This window comes from Methylorubrum sp. GM97 (genome assembly GCF_024347855.1).
GTDB lineage: Bacteria > Pseudomonadota > Alphaproteobacteria > Rhizobiales > Beijerinckiaceae > Methylobacterium > Methylobacterium extorquens.
The window spans coordinates 2,546,088-2,565,791 of the sequence record NZ_AP025942.1; the positions used below are offsets into that span (position 1 = coordinate 2,546,088).

Genomic DNA, 19,704 nt, shown 5'->3' on the forward strand with positions numbered 1-19,704 from the left:
GCCGATGCGAGTCAAATGAAAGGTCTAGCTTTGCCGGAGCGGCACGGGACCGGTCTCGGTCACGAGATGGTCGAGCGGGCGGTCATGTGGCTCGGCCGGGACGCGCGCGATCTCCTGTACGGAGAAGGCGATGCCGACGGTCAGCACCGGCCCGTTCTTCGAGAGCCGCTCGATCGCCTGATCGTAATAGCCTGCGCCGTAGCCGATGCGCTGGCCCGCGCGGTCGAAGGCGGCGAGCGGCACGATCAGGGCGGTGGGGTCGAGCGGGGGAAGGTCGTCGCGGGGCTCGCTGAGGCCGAAGCCGCCGCTCACCAGTTCCTCGCCCGCGCGCCATTCGCGGAAGACCAGGCCTTGCTTGGTGACCTTCGGCAGCGCGACCCGCTGGCCACGGGCGAACAGGCGCTCGATCAGCGGGCGCGGGTCGATCTCGGAGCGGATCGGCCAGAAGGCGCCGACCAGCGGCGCCTCGGCGAGCTCGGGAATGGCCGCGATGGTCTCGGCGGCGCGCAGCGAGCCGGCCTTGCGGGCCTCGGGCGAGAGCGCGTCGCGGCGGCTGAGTGCCTCGGCGCGGAGGCTCGCCTTCAGGGAGCGTTCGGGAGAAGAGTGCGGAGCCACTTGAGCCGTTGGAGTGTCGATCCCGGGAAACCTACAGTGTAGGTGGGCGCCGTGTTGGCCAAGTCCACGGACGAGGCCAGTGACAGCTCCCTGGGGAGTCGATAAGGCCCCGGGGAAAGTTCTCCTGACGAACTCTGCAGCCCCGCCTGCCAGAGATAGACGCGCTCGCGTCCCGGCGCCAGGGGGCGATCGCGTCATGCCTCAGAAATTCGAAGCCGGCGCGACGATCCGACCGACGTTGGACGGGTCAGCCGCCGCGCTCGGCCTCACCCTTGCCGCCCGGGGCGCCACTTGGCTGGCCCGACAGTGCGCGGGCGAGCCGGTCGATCCGCTCGGCGGCGATGCCGACACCGCTCGCAAGCCGCGCCTGATCGGCCGCACCCTGGGCCGCGTGCTGCTCCAGGTCGGCGATGCGGCGGCGCGCTTCGAGCAACTCGTCGGCCAGGGTCAGCGAGGCCATGACGTGCAGGCGCATGTCGCCGATCTCGCCGAAGGTGCCGCGCATCTCGGTGACACGGTCGTCGAAGCTCTTGGCCAAAGCCGCGAGATGGTCTTCCTCGCCGGGGCCGCAGGCCATCCGGTAGCTCTTGCCCGCGATGGTGACGTTGACGTGCGGCATCCGCGTTTGAACCTGACTCGAACTCAGCGCCCGGACGGGCCGGACAGCACGTCTTCCACCGTCTCGATGGCGCGATCGAGGCGGCGGTTGACCTCGCCGGTGGTGGAATTCATCCGGGCGAGCCGCGCACCCGCCGCATCGAGTTCGGCGGCGAGCCGTACCCGGTCCTCCTCCAGCAGGGCGAATTCCGTCTCCCGGTCGCCGCGGCTGCGCTCGGCTTCGAGCTTGCGGGCCACCGCCGTCTCGAGCAGCGCCAGCGCCGTGTCGAGCCGGTGCAGCGCCTCTTCCAGCCCGACGCCGTCCTGCCTTCTGCCCTGCGCTGCCTTCGTATCCGCTCGCGCCATATCTACCCGTCGGTTCCCGTCCCATCGGAGTCGGCCACGAAACGCGTCCCACGCCGCGACGGCCAGAACGCAAACGGCCGACGGCGGAAGGACTTTCGCGGTACTCCGAACCCTCGCTGCGGACAGGTTTCAGCCAAGCGCATTCGAAATTCCAGACAATTCACAGGCTTGCCCCCGATCTTTGACAGCCTCGGGCGCCATGTTAGAGAGCCCGCGCCCGGCCCCGATCCCCCGGCGCGGGGCCGCCCTACGGATTCTCAAGACCGTGACTTTCTCCGGCTCCCCGATCAGACCGTCCGCCGACCGGACGTCTGCGGGCCGCCTCACGGTTCATCCCCCGTTCAGTCCCGCCCCGCTTGGAGCGGTCTCACCTTCATCGGGCACCGCGTGCGAAAGCCGCCGGCTGGCCCGACCGTTGTTCCATCGGCGCGCGGGTGCGCCCCATTTCGAAGGAGTCACGCCGTGACCGTCAAGGTTGCCATCAACGGGTTCGGGCGCATCGGCCGTAACGTGCTGCGCGCCATCGTCGAAGCCGGCCGCACCGATATCGAGGTCGTCGCGATCAACGATCTCGGCCCGGTCGAGACCAACGCCCACCTGCTGCGCTACGATTCCGTGCATGGCCGCTTCCCGGCCGAGGTCGCGGTCGAGGGTGACGACATCGTCATCAACGGCAAGCGCATCCGCGTCACCGCCGTGCGCAACCCGGCCGAGCTGCCGCACCGCGAGCTCGGTGTCGACATCGCGCTGGAATGCACCGGCATCTTCACCTCGAGGGACAAGGCGAAGGCCCATCTCGACGCCGGCGCCAAGCGCGTGCTCGTCTCGGCGCCCGCCGACGGCGCCGACCTCACGGTCGTCTACGGCGTGAACCACGACAAGCTCACGGGCGAGCACCTCGTCGTGTCCAACGCCTCTTGCACCACGAACTGCCTCGCGCCGGTGGCACAGGTGCTGAACGACACGGTGGGGATCGAGCGCGGTTTCATGACCACGATCCACTCCTACACCAACGACCAGCCCTCGCTCGACCAGATGCACAAGGATCTCTATCGGGCGCGCGCCGCGGCGCTCTCGATGATCCCGACCTCGACGGGTGCGGCCAAGGCCGTCGGCCTCGTCCTGCCCGAGCTGAAGGGCAAGCTCGACGGCACCGCGATCCGCGTGCCGACCCCGAACGTCTCGGCGGTCGATCTCGTGTTCACGGCCAAGCGCGCGACCTCGGTCCAGGAGATCAACGACGCGATCAAGTCGGCCGCCGCCGGCCCGCTCAAGGGTGTGCTCGGCGTCACCGACCGGCCGAACGTGTCGATCGACTTCAACCACGATCCGCACTCGTCCACCTTCCACCTCGACCAGACCAAGGTCATGGACGGCACCTTCGTGCGCATCCTGTCCTGGTACGACAACGAGTGGGGCTTCTCGAACCGCATGGCCGACACCGCCGTGGCCATGGCCAAGCTGATCTGACGCGCTAGCTACGCCTGACGAGGGGCGGCCAGCCGTTCGGGCCGGCCGCCCCCGATTGTCTTCGAGTTCCCATAGAGTCCCTCACGTAACTCCCGCCGACTGACCGCCTCTCGTCTGCCGTGACGGTGAAGCGGGCGTTTCGTGAGAGACACTCAGGCGAGCCCGGCTCGCCGAAGCTTCAAGGTGCGTACGCGATGACCGAGACCTCGCCGGCCAAGCCTTCCGGGACCGACTTCATCCCCGCTCCCGCTTCCTCCTCCGCGCCGCCCGCCGCCGTGACGCCCGCAGTCGCGGCGCCGAGCACCGGCAAGGCTGCGCTGCCCGCCTCCGGCGCCGTCAACCACGCCGACCAGCTCGCCCGCATCGAGGACAAGACCGCGCGCATCGAGGACAAGTACGCCCGCTCCGAGGCGCTGCTCTCGCGCGTCGAGGAAAAGGTCGAGTCGGCCTCGGCCCGGATGAACGACGCCGCCCGGCAGGTCGACCTCTCGTCGCTGCGCAGCGAGGTCCGCACCCTGTCCGACCGGGTCAGCCGCCTGCCCGGCACCGGCGCCCTCGTTCTCACCGCCATCATCACCGCCGTGCTCACCGTCGCGCTGATGGTCGCCGTGCAGCGGATGAACCTCGACCGGATGCTGCCGCACAGCCTCGGCGGCCAGAGCCAGACGACGCCCGCCAATCCTTCTGCCTCCAACCCGTAGAAAACAGACGCCGCCATGACGGATTTCCGCACCCTCGACGATGCCGGCCCGCTCCAGGGCAAGCGCGTGCTGCTGCGCGTCGATCTCAACGTGCCGATGGAGGGCGGACGCGTCACCGACGCGACCCGGATCGAGCGCGTCGTGCCGACGATCCGCGAGATCGCCGATGCGGGCGGGCGGGTGATCCTGCTGGCGCATTTCGGCCGCCCCAAGGGCAAGCCGGACCCGAAGGATTCGCTCAAGCCCATCCTCTCGACCTTGTCGGACAAGCTCGGGCGGCCGGTGGCGTTCGGCGAGGATTGCGTCGGCGAGGCCGCCGCTTCAGCCGTCGCGGCGCTCAAGGACGGCGACGTGCTGCTCCTCGAAAACACCCGCTACCACGCGGGCGAGGAGAAGAACGATCCCGACTTCGCCAAGGCGCTGGCTGCCAATGGCGACATCTACGTCAACGAGGCGTTCTCTGCCGCCCACCGTGCGCACGCCTCGACCGAAGCGCTCGCCCGCCTGCTGCCCGCCTATGCCGGCCGCCTGATGCAGGCGGAACTCGATGCCCTGACCAAGGGGCTCGAGGCTCCGGCCCGCCCGGTCATCGCCATCGTCGGCGGCGCCAAGGTCTCGACCAAGATCGACCTGCTCGAAAACCTCGTCGCCAAGGTCGACATGCTGGTGATCGGCGGCGGCATGGCCAACACCTTCCTGCACGCGCAGGGCAAGGATGTCGGCAAGTCGCTCTGTGAGAAGGATCTCGCCGAGACCGCCAAGCGCATCCTCGCCGCGGCCAAGGAGAAGAACTGCACCATCATCCTGCCGGTCGATGCGCTGGTGGCCCGCGAGTTCAAGGCCAATGCCGAGAACGAGACCGTTCCGGTCGATGCCGTGCCCTCCGACGCGATGATCCTCGATGTCGGCGCCTCCTCGATCGCCACGATCGACGGCGCCATCGAGGAGGCGCGGACGCTGGTCTGGAATGGCCCGCTCGGCGCCTTCGAGCTGACGCCGTTCGACACCGGCACGGTCGCGGTCGCCCAGCATGCCGCCCGGCGTACGAAGGCGGGCCAGCTCGTCAGCGTGGCCGGCGGCGGCGACACGGTGGCGGCCCTCAACCATGCGGGCGTGGGCGAGGACTTCTCCTACGTCTCCACCGCGGGCGGCGCCTTCCTCGAATGGCTGGAGGGCAAGGAACTGCCCGGCGTCGAGGCGCTGCGCGCGCAGGGCTGAGGCCGGATCGGCCGCACCGCAACGCGGGCGGCAGTGGCGACAAACGCGCGCATTTTTCAGCGCCGGGCCGCAGGCTGGCGGCACCGGCTCACCTATATAGGCCGCAGCAAGGGACAGGCCCGGCTGAGGCCGCATCGCACGAGGATCGAACCATGGCACGCATCACCCTTCGGCAGCTCCTCGATCACGCCGCCGAGTACGGCTACGGCGTGCCCGCGTTCAACCTGAACAACATGGAGCAGGGGCTCGCCATCATGGCGGCGGCGGATGCCACCGACTCGCCGGTGATCCTCCAGGCGAGCCGGGGTGCCCGCGCCTATGCCAACGACGTGGTGCTGGCCAAGCTCATCGACGGCCTGGTCGAGATCTACCCGCACATTCCCGTCTGCATGCATCTCGACCACGGCAACAACGAAGCCACCTGCGCCACCGCCATCCAGTACGGCTTCACCTCGGTGATGATGGACGGTTCGCTCAAGGCCGACGGCAAGACCCCGGCGGACTACAATTACAACGTCGAGATCACCCGCAATGTCACCAAGATGGCCCACTGGGCCGGCGTCTCGGTCGAGGGCGAACTCGGCGTGCTCGGCTCGCTGGAGAGCGGCCAGGGCGAGGCCGAGGACGGCCACGGCGCGGAAGGCGTGCTCTCCCACGACCAGCTCCTGACCGATCCGGACGAGGCGGTGAAGTTCGTGACCGCCACCAAGGTCGACGCGCTGGCGGTGGCCATGGGCACCAGCCACGGTGCCTACAAGTTCACGCGCAAGCCCGACGGCGACGTGCTCGCCATGGGCGTGATCGAGGAGATCCACCGCCGCCTGCCGACGACCCACCTCGTCATGCATGGCTCCTCCTCGGTGCCGCAGGACCTTCAGGACATCATCAACCAGTACGGCGGCGAGATGAAGCCGACCTGGGGCGTGCCGGTGGAGGAGATCCAGCGCGGCATCAAGCACGGCGTGCGCAAGATCAACATCGACACCGACAACCGTATGGCGATGACCGGCCAGATCCGTAAGGTGCTGACCGAAAACCCCTCCGAGTTCGATCCGCGCAAGTACCTAAAGCCCGCCATGGAGGCGATGACCAAGCTCTGTCGCCAGCGCTTCGAGGAGTTCAACACCGCCGGTCAGGGCTCGAAGATCCGCCCGATCTCGGTGGCCGAGATGGCGAAGCGCTACGCCAACGGCTCGCTCGACCCGAAGATCGACGCCTGATCCGTCATGGCTGAATCAGAGTCGGCCGCGCCCCGGCCCCGCCTCGCCCTCCTCACCCCCTATGGTCTCGGCGCGTCCGAGGCCGAGGCGACCGCGCGGGCGCTCGATGCCGCCTGCGCTGCGGGGGACGTCGCGGCGGTGATCCTGCGGCTGGCGGCGTCCGACGAGCGCAGCCTCGTCGCCCTCGTCAAGCGGCTGGCCCCCCCGGCGCAGGAGCGCGGCGCGGCGGTGCTCGTCTCCGTGCCGGGCTTTACCGGCGACATCGTCTCCGTCGCGGCCCGCGGCGGGGCCGATGGGGTGCATCTCGACCGCGCGGACGAAGAGGCGTTGCGCGATCTTCGCGGGCGCTTGCGGGACGGGCGCATCCTCGGGACGGGCGGCGTGCTCGGCTCGCGCAACGCGGCGATGGTCGCGGGCGAGACCGGCGTCGATTACCTGATGGTCGGCGGCCTCTTCCCCGACGGCGTCGCCCCCGATGCCGAGGAGGTGCGCGAGCGCGCGGCGTGGTGGGCCGAGATCTTCGAGACGCCCTGCATCGCGGTGGCGACCTCCGCCGAGGATGTCGCGGCGCTCGTCCTGACCGGTTCCGAATTCGTCGGGCTGGAAAGCGCCCTGTGGCTCGACGATCCCGAAGGGGTCAGGGCCGCACAGGCGCAGCTCGACCGGGCACGATGATTTCTTCTGAAGACTGGACCGTGGCGGTGACCTTCAATGCCCTCTTCCCTCCGTGGGGGGAGGGAAGGGCGCGTGGGCGCAGGGGGAAAGCCGCACGCCGAATGGGGACCCTGTCCCTCGCGGTCCTGGGCGCCTGCGCCGTTCTCGCGCTCGACATCGGCGCTGTGCACGCGGCCCCGAAGCAGCCCGCGCCGAAGGAGCCTGTCGCGCAGACGCCGGCCAAGCCGAACCTGTTCGACCTCAAGCGTGAGCTGCCCTCGCCCTACTCGGCCAACGTCCAGGGGGCCCAGCCCACGACGGCGAACCCGAATGCGGATGCCGCCTACGGGGCCTATCAGCGCGGTCGCTACGTCACCGCCTTCCGCGAGGCGACCAAGCGGATCGAGGCGAATCCGAAGGACGCCGCGGCGATGACGCTGCTCGGCGAACTCTACAACCAGGGACTCGGGGTCAAGCCGGATCCCAAACGCGCCCACGAATGGTACCGGCTGGCGGCCGTGCAGAACGATCCCAACGCCATGGCCTCCCTCGGCCTGATGGCGATGGACGGGCGCGGGCAGCCCAAGGACGAGAAGGCCGGCCGGACCTGGCTCGAACAGGCGGCCCGCAAGGGACAGCCCAGCGCCTGCTACAATCTCGCGCTGATCCAGCTCGCGAGCGACAAACCGGCGGATCTGGCTGCGGCCCTGGCCAATTTCCGGGCTGCGGCCGAGGCCGAGATCCCCGCCGCGCAATACGCGCTGGGCGTGCTCTACCTCCAGGGCAAGGGCGTCGCCAAGGACACGACCCAGGCCGCGCAATGGTTTCGCCGTGCCGCCGACAACGGCGATCTCGGCGCCGAGGTCGAGTTCGCGATCCGGCTGTTCAACGGCGACGGCGTTCCCAAGGACGAGACCCGCGCCGCCCGCTACTTCCTGCACGCGGCCCAGCGCGGCAACGCCATCGCCCAGAACCGGATCGCCAAGCTCTACGTCGCCGGCCGCGGCGTGCCCAAGAACCTGGTCGAGGCGGCGGCCTGGAACCTCACCGCAGCCTCGCAGGGCCGCGCCGATGCCGGCCTCGATCAAGCGACCGCCGGCCTCAACCCCGACGAGCGCAAGCGCGCCGAGGCGCTGGCGGCGGACCGGGTGAGCCTCGCGCCCTAAGGCTTCGTCCCAGAGATCGGATCCGGAACGAGGCTGTTAGGCGTCGCGCCGGCATCGCCCGATAAGCCGGCAACCACCTTTCGGGGCGATGCCCGCAACAATTGTGGAACTGTCGGCGCGTTTGAAACGAGGAAGCCGGGTCGAGGGCTGGCGCATTCGGCGACGCTTGCGCGAGGGTGCGACGGTCACGCTGCCCTATGGTCTCGGACAACCGCGTGACAGGAGCCCGAATGACGTCCAGCCTTCTTCGCCGCAAGCCCTTGCAACTGGAGCCCGGTGAAGAGCGTCGGCTGGCACGAACGCTCGGCTGGCCGCATCTCATGGCCCTCGGTGTCGGCGCGATCGTCGGAACCGGCATCCTCACGCTCATCGGCGTCGGGGCGGCCAAGGCCGGGCCCGCCGTGATCCTGTCCTTCGCCATTGCCGGCGCAATCTGCGCCTGCGCAGCGCTCGCCTATGCCGAAATGGCGACGATGATCCCGGTCTCGGGCAGCGCCTACACCTACAGCTACGTCGTGCTCGGCGAGATCCTCGCCTGGATCATCGGCTGGAGCCTGATCCTCGAATACTCGCTCGTCGTCAGCGCGGTGGCGGTCGGCTGGTCCGGCTACGCCGCGCCGCTGCTGGAGAACCTGTTCGGGTTCCCCAGGGCGCTGATGCAGGGGCCGGATGCGGGCGGGATCGTCAACCTCCCCGCGGTCGCGATCATCGTCGTCGTCGCCGTGCTGCTCCTGCGCGGCACGCGGGAGAGCGCCACGGTCAACGCGGCGCTGGTGCTGGTGAAGATCGCCGCGCTGATCGTCTTCGTGGTCTTCGCGCTGCCCGCCTTCGACGCGGCCCATCTCGAACCGTTCAACCCGTTCGGCTTCGTGAAGAGCCTGGGCGCCGACGGGGTCGAGCGCGGCATCATGGCGGCGGCGGCGATCATCTTCTTCGCCTTCTACGGCTTCGACGCCATCGCCACGGCGGCGGAGGAGACGCGCAACCCAGGGCGCGACCTGATCATCGGCATCGTCGGATCGATGGCGGCCTGCGTCGTGATCTACGTCGCGGTCGCGGTCACCGCGGTGGGGGCCGTGTCCTACACGCGCTTTGCCGACAGTCCGGAGCCGCTGGCGCTGATCCTGCGCGAACTCGGCCGGCCGCTGGTGGCGCAGTATCTCGCGGCCTCGGCGGTGATCGCGTTGCCCACCGTCATCCTCGCCTTCTTCTACGGCCAGAGCCGGATCTTCTTCACCATGGCCCGCGACGGGATGCTGCCGCAGAGCTTGGCGAAACTCTCCTCCGCCGGAACGCCGGTTCGGATCACCCTCTTCACGGCGGCCGTGGTGACCGTGCTCGCCGGGCTCGTCCCGCTGGCGGAACTCGCCGCACTCGCCAATGCCGGGACCCTGGCAGCGTTCATTGCGGTCGCGGCCTGCATGCTGGTGATGCGCGCCCGCGCGCCGGATGCTCCCCGCACCTTCCGGGCGCCGGCCCCGTGGCTCATCGGGGCGATCACGATTTTGGGCTGCGGGTATCTGTTCTTCAGCCTGCCCGCGAAGACCCAACTCTGGTTCGCCGTCTGGAACGTCCTCGGGTTGGTGTTCTACGCGCTTTATGGCCGGAAGAACGCTTCGGTCGCAGCCGCATAGCGGGAGCGGGTCAGGCGCGATCGGCGAGGTCGCGCAGAACCGCCGGGATCATCTCCGGCAGATCCTCGGAGATCAGCCCAGGCCCGAAGCGCAGGCCCGCATCGCCGTGCAGCCACACGGCGGCGCAGGCGGCCTCGAACGGGTCTAGGCCCTGCGCCAGCAACCCGGCGACGAGGCCGCCGAGCACGTCGCCGGAGCCGGCGGTGCCGAGATGCGGCGTGCCGTGGTCGTTGATCGCTGCGCGTCCGTCCGGGGCCGCGATCACCGTGTCGGCGCCCTTCAGCACCACGACCGCCCCGGCGATCTCCGCCGCCCGCGCGGCCCGCTCGACCTTCGTCAGCCCCTCCGCCACGGCCTCCGTGCCGGAGAACAGCCGCGCGAACTCGCCCTCGTGCGGCGTGAGAACGGCCCGCGCCTCGCCGTCGCGGATGTGGCGGGCGAGGGTGCGCACTTCGCTGCGGAAGCTCGTGAGCGCGTCGGCGTCGAGCACCAGGGCGCGCCCGGCATTGGCGGCCACCGCGACGAGGTCGCAGGTCGCCGGGCCGGTCCCGAGGCCGGGGCCGAGCAGCAGCGCGTTCAGCCGCTCGTCGGCAAGCATGTCGTCGAGGTCGTCGGCATTCTCGCACGGGCGCAGCATGATCGCAGTGAGCTGGGCGGCGTTCTCTGCCAGCGCCGAGGCGGGTGAGGCCATCGTGACGAGCCCCGCGCCGACCCGCAGCGCCCCGCGGGCGGCGAGCCGGGCCGCACCGGTGCGATAGGCGGGGCCCGACAGCACCAGGGCATGGCCGCGGGTGTATTTGTGGCTATCGGCGGTGAGCCGCGGCAGCGCCCACAGGCCGGGCGCGTTGCGATACAGCGCGCGGGTCTCTCCGGCGATCCCGGCGGCGAAAGCGGCCTCGCCCGTGCCGATATCGGCGACATGCAGTGCGCTGCAATGGGTCCGGCCGGGCTGGAGCAGGTGGCCGGGCTTCAGCGCGACGAAGGTCACCGTCTCGGTTGCCTCCACCGCGAGCCCGCGCACCGCGCCGCTATCGCCGTCGATGCCGCTCGGCACATCCACGGCCAGGACGGGGATGCCCGATCGGTTCACCGCTTCCACGAGGGCACGGGCTGCCCCTTCCAGATCGCGGCAGAGACCGGCGCCGAACACGGCATCAATGATGAGGTCGGCCGCCGGAATCGCGGTCTCTACGGCACCCATCGGGCCGGTCCAGGCCTGGGCGGCGAGGGCGGCATCGCCCTTGAGCGCGGCGCGCTCGCCGAGCAGCCGCAGATCGACGTGGTAGCTGGCCTCATTCAGCAGGCGGGCGGCCACGAACCCGTCGCCGCCATTGTTGCCGGGGCCGCACAGCACGAGCACTTGGCCACGCTCCGGCACCATAGCGCGGGCACGCGCGGCGACGGCGGCGCCCGCCGCCTCCATCAGCGTCAGGCCCGGCGTACCACCGGCGATCGCCGCGGCATCGACCCGGCGCATCGCCTCAACGGTGAGCAGCCGATGCGAGGCTTGGGGGGATTTCACCGGCTCATGCATGCAACTGGCTCAGCCTATGCCTTTAAATTCATCGTTTTTGGCGGAATTGCCTACATATTCCGCTTTGTTTGCATATTCGGTGCGCAACTTCCCGGCCCCGTCATCCAAATCGCCGTGGCGGTCACGCGGCGGCGATGGTACATAAATGGCTGACTGAGGGACTAGGCGGATCAGGCTTTTCCGGATGAAGAAGATCGAGGCGATCATCAAGCCGTTCAAGCTCGACGAGGTGAAGGAAGCCCTCCAAGAGGTCGGTCTCCAGGGCATCACCGTGATCGAGGCGAAGGGCTTCGGCCGGCAGAAGGGCCATACCGAACTCTACCGCGGCGCCGAATACGTCGTGGACTTCCTTCCGAAGGTGAAGCTGGAGATCGTACTCTCGGACGCCCTGGTCGAGGGTGCCGTGGAAGCGATCCGCAAATCGGCCCAGACCGGCCGCATCGGTGACGGCAAGATCTTCGTCTCGACGATCGAGGAAGCCATCCGCATCCGCACCGGCGAGACCGGCACCGACGCGATCTGATCCAGTCGGCCCCGCTATCCTGGCCCGCTTCGTGAAGGGCCGGCCGCGTCCGCGCTTGCCGTGAAGCGCCGTAGCCGAGCGACGCCGTGCCCGATCTCGACAGTATCGTCAAAGACATCGCCGCGGAGATGCGGGCCCGGCCCGATCGCGGCGCGGTGGCGAGCTACATCCCCGAACTGGCCCGCGTCGACGCTCAAGGCTTCGGCCTGGTCGTGATCGACGGAGACGGGCGGGTCGCGGCCGGGGGGATGCCGACACCCCCTTCTCGATACAGAGCATCTCCAAGGTCTTCACCCTGACGCTGGCCCTCGGCATGGTCGGCGACCGGCTCTGGCGCCGGGTCGGCCGCGAGCCCTCGGGCAGCCCGTTCAACTCCATCGTGCAGTTGGAGCGGGAACACGGCATTCCGCGCAATCCCTTCATCAATGCCGGCGCCATCGCCGTCACCGACCTGATCCTGTCGGGTCATCAGCCGCGGGAGGCGTTGGGCGAGATCCTGCGCTTCATGCAGTTCGTGGCGCAGGACGACAGCATCACGATCGACGAGCGCGTGGCGGCCTCCGAGAAGCGCACTGGCTTCCGCAACGCGGCGCTCGCCAACTACATGCGCTCCTTCGACGTGATCGAGAATCCGGTCGATTACACGCTGGGCGTCTACTTCCATCACTGCGCCATCGCGATGACCTGCCGCCAGCTCGCCACCGCCGGGCTGTTCCTGGCCTATTCCGGGCACCATCCGCTGGCCGGGCACTCGGTGATCTCGGCTGAGCGGGCGCGGCGCATCAACGCGATCATGCTGACCTGTGGCCACTATGACGGCTCGGGCGATTTTGCCTACCGCGTCGGCCTGCCGGGCAAGAGCGGCGTCGGCGGCGGTATCTTGGCCGTTGCGCCGGGCAAGGCCTCGATCTGCGTCTGGTCGCCGGGACTGGACGCGGCCGGCAATTCCCATCTCGGGCGTATCGCCCTGGAGATGCTGGTGAAACGCACGGGCTGGTCGATTTTTGGGGTGTGAGGCGCGCCGGCCGCCCTAGCGCCCTGATCCCCGCATCCTTGCCCTCATCCTGAGGTGGCCGCGTTAGCGGCCCTCGAAGGGTCCTCCAGGGATCGCAGGGCTACCGGAGGATCCTTCGAGGCCTCCGCCTCGCTGCGGCACCTCAGGATGAGGGCGAGGCCGGGATGAGCCAAACAAAAACCGCCCCCGTCTTTCGACGGAGGCGGCCTGTTTCAGACGCTATTGTCGGCCTCGAAAGTCTTACGCGACGGCCTTCTGCGCGGCTTCGCCCGGGAGCGGAACCTCGGAGATCGTCTTCAGAACCTGCGAGGCGATCTGGTAGGGGTCGCCCATGGAGTTCGGGCGGCGATCCTCAAGGTAGCCCTTGTAGCCGTTGTTGACGAAGGAGTGGGGCACGCGCACCGAGGCGCCGCGGTCGGCCACGCCGTAGGAGAACTTGTTCCACGGTGCCGTCTCGTGCTTGCCGGTCAGGCGCATGTGGTTGTCGGGGCCGTAGACGGCGATGTGGTCGTCGAGGTTCTTTTCGAAGCTGGCCATCACCGCCTCGAAATACTCCTTGCCGCCGGTCTCGCGCATGAACGTCGTCGAGAAGTTGCAGTGCATGCCCGAGCCGTTCCAGTCGGTGTCGCCGAGCGGCTTGCAATGGTACTCGATGTCGATCTCGTAGGTCTCGCACAGGCGCTGGAGCAGGTAGCGCGCCATCCACATCTCGTCGGCGGCCTTCTTGGAGCCCTTGCCGAAGATCTGGAATTCCCACTGGCCCTTGGCCACTTCAGCGTTGATGCCCTCGTGGTTGATGCCGGCGGCGAGGCAGAGGTCGAGATGCTCCTCGACGATCTTGCGGGCCACGGGGCCGACATTCGAGGCGCCGACGCCGCAATAGTACGGACCCTGCGGAGCGGGGTAGCCGGTCTCGGGGAAGCCGAGCGGGCGGCCGTTCTTGTAGAGGAAGTACTCCTGCTCGAAGCCGAACCACGCGCCGGCATCGTCGAGCACGGTCGCGCGCTTGTTCGACGGGTGCGGGGTCTTGCCATCCGGCATCATCACTTCGCACAGCACGAGCACGCCGTTGGTGCGGGCCGGGTCGGGGAAGTGGCGCACGGGCTTCAGCACGCAGTCGGAGGAGGAGCCCTCGGCCTGCTGCGTCGAGCTGCCGTCGAAGCCCCAGAGCGGGAGCTGCTCGAAGGTCGGGAAGCTGTCGTACTCTTTGATCTGCGTCTTGCCGCGCAGGTTCGGTGTGGGCGTGTAGCCGTCGAGCCAGATGTACTCGAGCTTAAACTTGGTCATTCCCAGTCTCTCGTACCTTGAGGATCCGTGTCCTGACGAAACCTTTGCGGAACCGGCGTCGTTGAGAACCTGCCCGGCCGTTGGATCGCAGCGTCCGGCGGGTGACTTCCCCGCCGCATCCGAGACGCCGATCCACCGGCGAGCAGGGCGCCAGCCCGACCCCCGAACGCCCACTGTGCGGGTGGACGCTCCGGTTTCCGCCTAAGCATGTCGCGTGCCAGTCGCCTTAGTCGCGATGCGGTGGCCTATGCGGCAAATATGACCGCCCAAGGGCCGGTCTTGCAGACGAAACCGTCCGAACGTCCCGCGATTGCGTGGATTTTTTGCCTGCCGACGGGTGGCAACGGCGAAGCGCGGACGATATCGTCCGCGCGGCCGGCGAGACCGGCCGGGGACGCGAGAGGGGGCCGGACCCGGATCAGGAGCGACGCCGCGGGCGTGAAGCCGCCCCGTCGAGACATGCCGCTTTCCCGATCAGCCCATCGCGCCCCAGGAACGGACCGGCTCGGGCCGCGCCCGGACCCGGCCGATGGTTCGCCGCCCCGCTTCCAGAATTTGCCGAGGAGACGCACAGCATGAATACGGCCGCCGATGTGCTGAAGGCCATCAAGGACAATGACGTCAAGTACGTCGACTTCCGCTTCACCGACCCGCGCGGCAAGTGGCAGCACGTGACCTTCGACGTCTCCCTGATCGACGAGGAGATGTTCCAGGACGGCACCATGTTCGACGGCTCGTCGATCGCTGGTTGGAAGGCGATCAACGAATCCGACATGCTGCTGATGCCCGATCCGGTCACGGCCTGCATGGATCCGTTCTTCTCGGCCTCCACCATGTCGATCGTCTGCGACGTGCTCGAGCCCTCGACTGGCGAGCCCTATGCCCGCGATCCGCGCTCGACCGCCAAGCTCGCCGAGGCGTATCTGCGCTCCACCGGCATCGGCGACACGATCTTTGTCGGCCCCGAGGCCGAGTTCTTCGTGTTCGACGACGTGAAGTTCGGCGCCGACCCCTACCATACCGGCTTCCAGCTCGACTCGACCGAGCTGCCGACCAACGGCTTCACCGATTACGAGGGCGGCAACCTCGGCCACCGGGTGCAGACCAAGGGCGGCTACTTCCCCGTCCCGCCGCAGGATTCGGCTCAGGACATGCGCGGCGAGATGCTGGCTGCGATGCAGTCCATGGGCGTGAAGGTCGAGAAGCACCACCACGAGGTGGCGTCGGCCCAGCACGAACTCGGCATGAAGTTCGACACGCTGACCCTGCTCGCCGACCACATGCAGATCTATAAGTACTGCATCCACAACGTTGCGCAGAGCTACGGCAAGTCCGCGACCTTCATGCCCAAGCCCGTCTACGGCGACAACGGCTCGGGCATGCACGTGCACCAGTCGATCTGGAAGGACGGCAAGCCGCTGTTTGCCGGCGACAAGTATGCCGACCTCAGCCAGGAATGCCTGTGGTACATCGGCGGCATCATCAAGCACGCCAAGGCGCTGAACGCCTTCACCAACCCGTCCACCAACTCCTACAAGCGTCTGGTGCCAGGCTACGAGGCCCCCGTGCTGCTGGCCTATTCGGCCCGCAACCGCTCGGCCTCCTGCCGTATCCCGTGGACGACGAACCCGAAGGCCAAGCGCGTCGAGGTCCGCTTCCCGGATCCGATGGCCAACCCCTACCTCGCCTTCTCGGCGCTGCTGATGGCCGGCCTCGACGGCATCATCAACAAGATCGATCCGGGCCCGGCGATGGACAAGGATCTCTACGACCTGCCCCCGCGCGAGCTGAAGAAGATCCCGACCGTCTGCGGCTCGCTTCGTGAGGCGCTGCAGAACCTCGACAAGGACCGCGCCTTCCTCAAGGCCGGCGGCGTGTTCTCGGACGACCAGATCGACTCGTTCATCGAGCTGAAGATGGCCGAGGTGCTGCGCTACGAGATGACCCCGCACCCGATCGAGTTCGTGCAGTACTACTCGCTGTAAGATCTTTTTCGCGTAGCGTTGTGCAGCGGGCACCGGAGCCTTCGAGGCTCCGGTGCCTTTTTTGTTCGGGGAATGCTTGACGCTGGCAGCCGGGGCGGAACGACTAGGCCCGTCCGATCGGGAGTCTCACCCATGACCCTCACCGTCCCCGTGATCCTCGGTTCCGTGCGTGCCGAGCGCGCCGGCATCCGCGCCGCCCGCTTCCTCACCGCGCAACTCGAAGCCCGCGGCCACACGGCGCCGCTGGTCGATCCCGCCGAGTTGAAGCTTCCGCTCCTCGACCGGATGTACAAGGAATATCCCAAGGGCGAGGCCCCCGAACCGCTGGAGCGGCTGGCGACGCTGTTTCGCGGGGCGGATGCCTTCGTCGTGGTCTCGGCCGAGTACAACCACTCGATCCCGCCCGCGCTCTCCAACACCCTCGACCACTTCCTGGAGGAGTATTTCTGGCGGCCTTCCGCCATCTGCTGCTACTCGGCGGGGCAGTATGGCGGCGTGCGCGCGGCGATGCAGTTGCGGGCGATGCTGGCCGAACTCGGCACGCCGAGCATTCCCTCGCTCCTGCCGATCCCGCGCATCCAGAAAGCGCTGAGCGAGGCGGGCGAACCCGCCGAGGATTGGCTCGGCCGGGCCGCGAACAAGTTTCTCGACGAGCTGACTTGGTACGCCGAGGCCCTGAAGGCGAAGCGGGCCGGGGGCACGCCGTACTGAGTGTCTCTCACAAAACTCCCGCCGCGCTGTCATCGCCAGAGCGAGAACGGTCAGAGACCGGGAGTTTTGTGAGGCACTCTGAACCTTGCGCGCGGCACTCCGTTTGCACCCCTCGAAGCATAGGCCGATGAGGAAAACGGGCGGATGAACGCAAGTGTCGACAGAGTGCGGGACGCGCTGGCCGAGTTGATCAAGGCCGCGCTCGTCTCCAATGACGGCCTGAGCCTCGCCTTCCGGCAGGCCGCGGCGGCCAAGATCGCGGCGCTCGCGGCCGATCCGCCGTCGGCGGACGCGGTGCGGATCGACGGCGCCTGGACCCTTGCGATCCGCGCGGCGGAAGCGCCCGAGCTTCAGCCCGAGGAGGGACAGGTGAACCTGACCCTGCCGCGGAGCGCGCCCTTTACCCTCGAAGAGCTGTGCCAAGCCGATTTCGACGTGGATCGGGCAGTGGAGACGATCCGCAAATCGGCTTCCACGGGCTGACGCTGGGGCCGAACCTGTTCACGGCCGGTCTCGCGGCGTTGTTCTAAGGCGTCCGAGCGCCCATCTTGAAGAGGTGCCGGGATCGTCAACGGTCTCCCCAATCAACGAAAAACCGAACGCGCCACGCCTTCCCGGACCGGCGCGGAGAGCCCTGCTCCTTGGCCAGACGCATCAATCCGACGGCGGGCACCCCCGTTCTTCCCTCCCGCGAGCAGATCCTCGCCTTCGTCGCCGAGACGCCCGGAAAGGTCGGCAAGCGCGAAATCGCCAAAGCCTTCGGCATCTCGGGCGCCGACAAGATCGGCCTCAAGGCGATCCTGAAGGAGATCGAGGCCGAGGGCGCGCTCGAGCGCGACCGCGGCGGCTTGCGGAAAAGCGGCAGCCTGCCGCCGGTCGTGCTCGCCGACATTGTGTCGCGCGACCGCGACGGCGACCTGATCGCCCGCCCGGCGCAGTGGGACGGGGAGGGCGAGGCGCCCAAGATCGCCGTCGAGACCCCGCGTGCCGGCCGCAACGGTAACCGCCCCGCCCCCGGCATCGGTGATCGGGCGCTGGTCCGTGTCGCGCCGGACCCGGAAGCGCCCGGCCGCTACACCGGCCGCGTCATCAAGGTGATCGGCAAGAACCGCTCCGAAGTGATCGGCGTCTATCGCGCCGGCCGCGATGGCGGGCGCCTGCTTCCCGTCGAGAAGAAATCGCAGGGCAAGGAAATCGCGATCCCGCCGGGCGAGGAAGGCGAGGCCCGGGATGGCGACCTCGTCAGCGTCGCGGTGGAGCGCGAGACCCGCTTCGGCCTGCCCCGCGGGCGCGTCACCGAGCGGCTCGGCGCGCTCGGCTCCGAGAAGGCGGTGAGCCTGATCGCGCTGCACATCCACAACATCCCGCACGTCTTCCCCTCCGCCGTGCTGGCGGAGGCGGATGCCGCCAAGCGTGCGACCAAGCGCGGCCGCGAGGATTGGCGCGAGGCGCCGCTGGTCACCATCGACCCGCCCGACGCCAAGGACCACGACGACGCGGTGATGGCTGAGGCCGATCCCGATCCGGCGAATACGGGCGGCTTCATCGTCACCGTCGCGATCGCGGATGTGGCCGCCTATATCCGGCCGGATTCGGCCCTCGACCGCGAGGCGCTGCTGCGGGGCAATTCGGTCTACTTCCCCGACCGGGTGGTGCCGATGCTGCCCGAGCGCATCTCGAACGATCTCTGCTCGCTGCGCGAAGGGGAGGACCGCCCGGCGCTCGCCGTGCGGATGATCATCGGCGCCGACGGGGTGAAGCGCAGCCACAGCTTCCACCGCATCCTGATGCGCTCGCACGCCAAGCTCGCCTATGCGCAGGCGCAGGCCGCGATCGACGGCCGGCCGGATGAGAAGTCGGGACCGGTGCTGGAGACGGCGCTGCGCCCGCTCTACGCGGCCTACGAGGCGATGAAGCGGGCCCGCGACGCCCGCGGCCCGCTCGCCCTCGACCTGCCGGAGCGCAAGGTGCTGCTCGACGCGGAAGGCGGCGTCGATCGGGTGATCGTGCCGGAGCGTCTTGAGGCGCACCGGCTGATCGAGGAGTTCATGATCCAGGCCAACGTCGCGGCGGCCGAGACGCTGGAGAAGGCGGGCTCGCCGCTGATCTACCGGGTCCACGACGAACCGGCCCTGGAGAAGATGCGCGCGCTCGGCGAGGTGCTCGCCTCGGTCGGCGTCAAGATGACCAAGGCCGGTGCGCTGAGGCCGGACCTGTTCAACCGCATCCTCGCCCAGGTGGCCGAGAGCGAGCACGCCCCATTCATCAACGAGGTGGTGCTGCGTTCGCAGGCACAGGCGATCTACGCTGCACAGAATTTAGGCCATTTCGGCCTTAACCTGCGCCGCTACGCCCACTTCACCTCACCCATCCGCCGCTACGCGGATCTCATCGTCCACCGTGCTCTCGTGCGTGCCTGCGGATTGGGCAGGGACGGCCTGCCGGACGATACCACGCCGGGCATGCTCGACGCGGTCTCCGAGCAGATCTCGGCAGCCGAGCGCCGGGCGATGGCGGCCGAGCGCGAGACCATCGACCGGCTCATCGCCGGCTACCTCGCCGACCGGGTCGGCGCGACCTTCTCCGGCCGGATCTCCGGGGTGACGCGCTCGGGGCTGTTCGTGAAGCTCGCCGAGACCGGGGCCGACGGGTTCGTGCCCGTCTCCACCATCGGCCACGAATATTACCGCCACGATGAGGCCCTTCATGCCCTCGTCGGCGACCGCAGCGGCGAGACTTACCGCCTCGGCGACACGGTCGAGGTCCGCCTCGTCGAGGCGGCGGCGGTGGCCGGCGCCCTGCGCTTCGAGATCCTGTCGGAGGGGCGCAGCCGCTCCGGCGCCAAAGGCGGCGGGATCAAGCGCAGCGGGTCCAAGGCGAGTCCGGGCAAGGCGAAGTTGGGCAAGGCCAAGTTCGGTGCAAAGTCGCCGAAGGGCAAGCCGCGCCCCGGCAAGGCGGCGGCCTCCGAGAGCGATACGGCGCGGCGCCATCGCGGCTCGCGTCGCTGA

The 19,704-nt window shown here is 68.7% G+C and carries 18 protein-coding genes, 1 other RNA gene and 1 pseudogene; 13 read left to right on the forward strand and 7 right to left on the reverse strand.

Annotated features, from left to right (window positions below):
- Positions 1-24: 24 nt before the first annotated feature.
- From MSPGM_RS11930 to MSPGM_RS11945, 4 genes are all read right to left on the reverse strand, one after another.
- Entirely contained in the window at positions 25-615 is a 591-nt protein-coding gene (locus MSPGM_RS11930; RefSeq protein WP_003602926.1) for a 5-formyltetrahydrofolate cyclo-ligase, read from the reverse strand.
- Positions 605-761: non-coding RNA, 6S RNA (gene ssrS / locus MSPGM_RS11935), on the reverse strand. Before ssrS ends, MSPGM_RS11930 begins: the two co-directional genes overlap by 11 nt.
- Before the next feature lie 101 nt (positions 762-862).
- Positions 863-1,234, reverse strand: coding sequence for a cell division protein ZapA (locus MSPGM_RS11940; protein ID WP_003602923.1), 372 nt, complete (start codon positions 1,232-1,234; stop codon positions 863-865).
- Positions 1,235-1,257: 23 nt separating this feature from the next.
- Positions 1,258-1,578, reverse strand: a complete 321-nt coding sequence (locus tag MSPGM_RS11945; RefSeq protein ID WP_003602920.1) for a DUF4164 family protein — start codon at positions 1,576-1,578, stop codon at positions 1,258-1,260.
- 462 nt (positions 1,579-2,040) lie between these two features.
- Here MSPGM_RS11945 and gap point away from each other — a divergent pair, with 462 nt between their 5' ends.
- From gap to MSPGM_RS11980, 7 genes are all read left to right on the forward strand, one after another.
- Positions 2,041-3,048 carry a type I glyceraldehyde-3-phosphate dehydrogenase gene (gene gap / locus MSPGM_RS11950; RefSeq protein WP_003602918.1) on the forward strand — a complete coding sequence of 336 codons (1,008 nt, stop codon included), beginning with the start codon at positions 2,041-2,043 and terminating at the stop codon, positions 3,046-3,048.
- Positions 3,049-3,242: 194 nt separating this feature from the next.
- A complete protein-coding gene (locus MSPGM_RS11955; protein WP_003602917.1) occupies positions 3,243-3,749 on the forward strand; it encodes a hypothetical protein in 507 nt (168 codons plus the stop codon).
- A gap of 15 nt (positions 3,750-3,764) precedes the next feature.
- The gene (locus MSPGM_RS11960) at positions 3,765-4,967 is read left to right on the forward strand and encodes a phosphoglycerate kinase (protein ID WP_012752834.1); all 1,203 of its coding nucleotides are present in this window, start codon (positions 3,765-3,767) and stop codon (positions 4,965-4,967) included.
- A gap of 152 nt (positions 4,968-5,119) precedes the next feature.
- Positions 5,120-6,187, forward strand: a complete 1,068-nt coding sequence (fba, locus tag MSPGM_RS11965; protein ID WP_003602914.1) for a class II fructose-bisphosphate aldolase — start codon at positions 5,120-5,122, stop codon at positions 6,185-6,187.
- A gap of 6 nt (positions 6,188-6,193) precedes the next feature.
- Positions 6,194-6,862: a thiamine phosphate synthase gene (locus MSPGM_RS11970; protein ID WP_012752835.1), complete on the forward strand. Its 669-nt coding sequence runs from the start codon at positions 6,194-6,196 to the stop codon at positions 6,860-6,862.
- Positions 6,863-6,963: 101 nt separating this feature from the next.
- Positions 6,964-8,007: a tetratricopeptide repeat protein gene (locus MSPGM_RS11975; RefSeq protein ID WP_012752836.1), complete on the forward strand. Its 1,044-nt coding sequence runs from the start codon at positions 6,964-6,966 to the stop codon at positions 8,005-8,007.
- A gap of 230 nt (positions 8,008-8,237) precedes the next feature.
- Positions 8,238-9,641, forward strand: a complete 1,404-nt coding sequence (locus MSPGM_RS11980) for an amino acid permease (protein WP_003600529.1) — start codon at positions 8,238-8,240, stop codon at positions 9,639-9,641.
- A gap of 10 nt (positions 9,642-9,651) precedes the next feature.
- On the opposite strand, the gene MSPGM_RS11985 is transcribed toward MSPGM_RS11980, so the two are convergent.
- Together MSPGM_RS11985 and MSPGM_RS11990 are read right to left on the reverse strand one after the other, a co-directional pair.
- Positions 9,652-11,175, reverse strand: coding sequence for a bifunctional ADP-dependent NAD(P)H-hydrate dehydratase/NAD(P)H-hydrate epimerase (locus MSPGM_RS11985; protein ID WP_003600527.1), 1,524 nt, complete (start codon positions 11,173-11,175; stop codon positions 9,652-9,654).
- Between the two features lie 9 nt (positions 11,176-11,184).
- Positions 11,185-11,382, reverse strand: a complete 198-nt coding sequence (locus tag MSPGM_RS11990) for a hypothetical protein (protein WP_131473073.1) — start codon at positions 11,380-11,382, stop codon at positions 11,185-11,187.
- On the opposite strand from MSPGM_RS11990, the gene MSPGM_RS11995 reads away from it, so the two are divergent.
- Positions 11,360-11,698, forward strand: a complete 339-nt coding sequence (locus MSPGM_RS11995) for a P-II family nitrogen regulator (protein ID WP_003600526.1) — start codon at positions 11,360-11,362, stop codon at positions 11,696-11,698. The two genes, MSPGM_RS11990 and MSPGM_RS11995, sit on opposite strands and share 23 nt — an antisense overlap.
- Positions 11,699-11,826: 128 nt before the next feature.
- A pseudogene (locus MSPGM_RS12000) lies at positions 11,827-12,713 on the forward strand (glutaminase).
- A gap of 240 nt (positions 12,714-12,953) precedes the next feature.
- Here the strand turns inward: MSPGM_RS12000 and MSPGM_RS12005 are convergent.
- A complete protein-coding gene (locus MSPGM_RS12005; RefSeq protein WP_003600521.1) occupies positions 12,954-14,000 on the reverse strand; it encodes a glutamine synthetase beta-grasp domain-containing protein in 1,047 nt (348 codons plus the stop codon).
- 575 nt (positions 14,001-14,575) lie between these two features.
- Here MSPGM_RS12005 and glnA point away from each other — a divergent pair.
- The 4 genes from glnA (at position 14,576) to rnr (ending at position 19,704) form a co-directional block, all read left to right on the forward strand.
- Positions 14,576-15,985, forward strand: a complete 1,410-nt coding sequence (gene glnA / locus MSPGM_RS12010) for a type I glutamate--ammonia ligase (protein WP_003600520.1) — start codon at positions 14,576-14,578, stop codon at positions 15,983-15,985.
- 132 nt (positions 15,986-16,117) lie between these two features.
- Positions 16,118-16,696: an NADPH-dependent FMN reductase gene (locus MSPGM_RS12015; protein ID WP_003600519.1), complete on the forward strand. Its 579-nt coding sequence runs from the start codon at positions 16,118-16,120 to the stop codon at positions 16,694-16,696.
- A gap of 144 nt (positions 16,697-16,840) precedes the next feature.
- Entirely contained in the window at positions 16,841-17,179 is a 339-nt protein-coding gene (locus MSPGM_RS12020; protein WP_003600518.1) for a hypothetical protein, read from the forward strand.
- Between the two features lie 158 nt (positions 17,180-17,337).
- On the forward strand, positions 17,338-19,704 hold the full coding sequence (gene rnr / locus MSPGM_RS12025; RefSeq protein ID WP_012752839.1) for a ribonuclease R: 2,367 nt from the start codon (positions 17,338-17,340) through the stop codon (positions 19,702-19,704).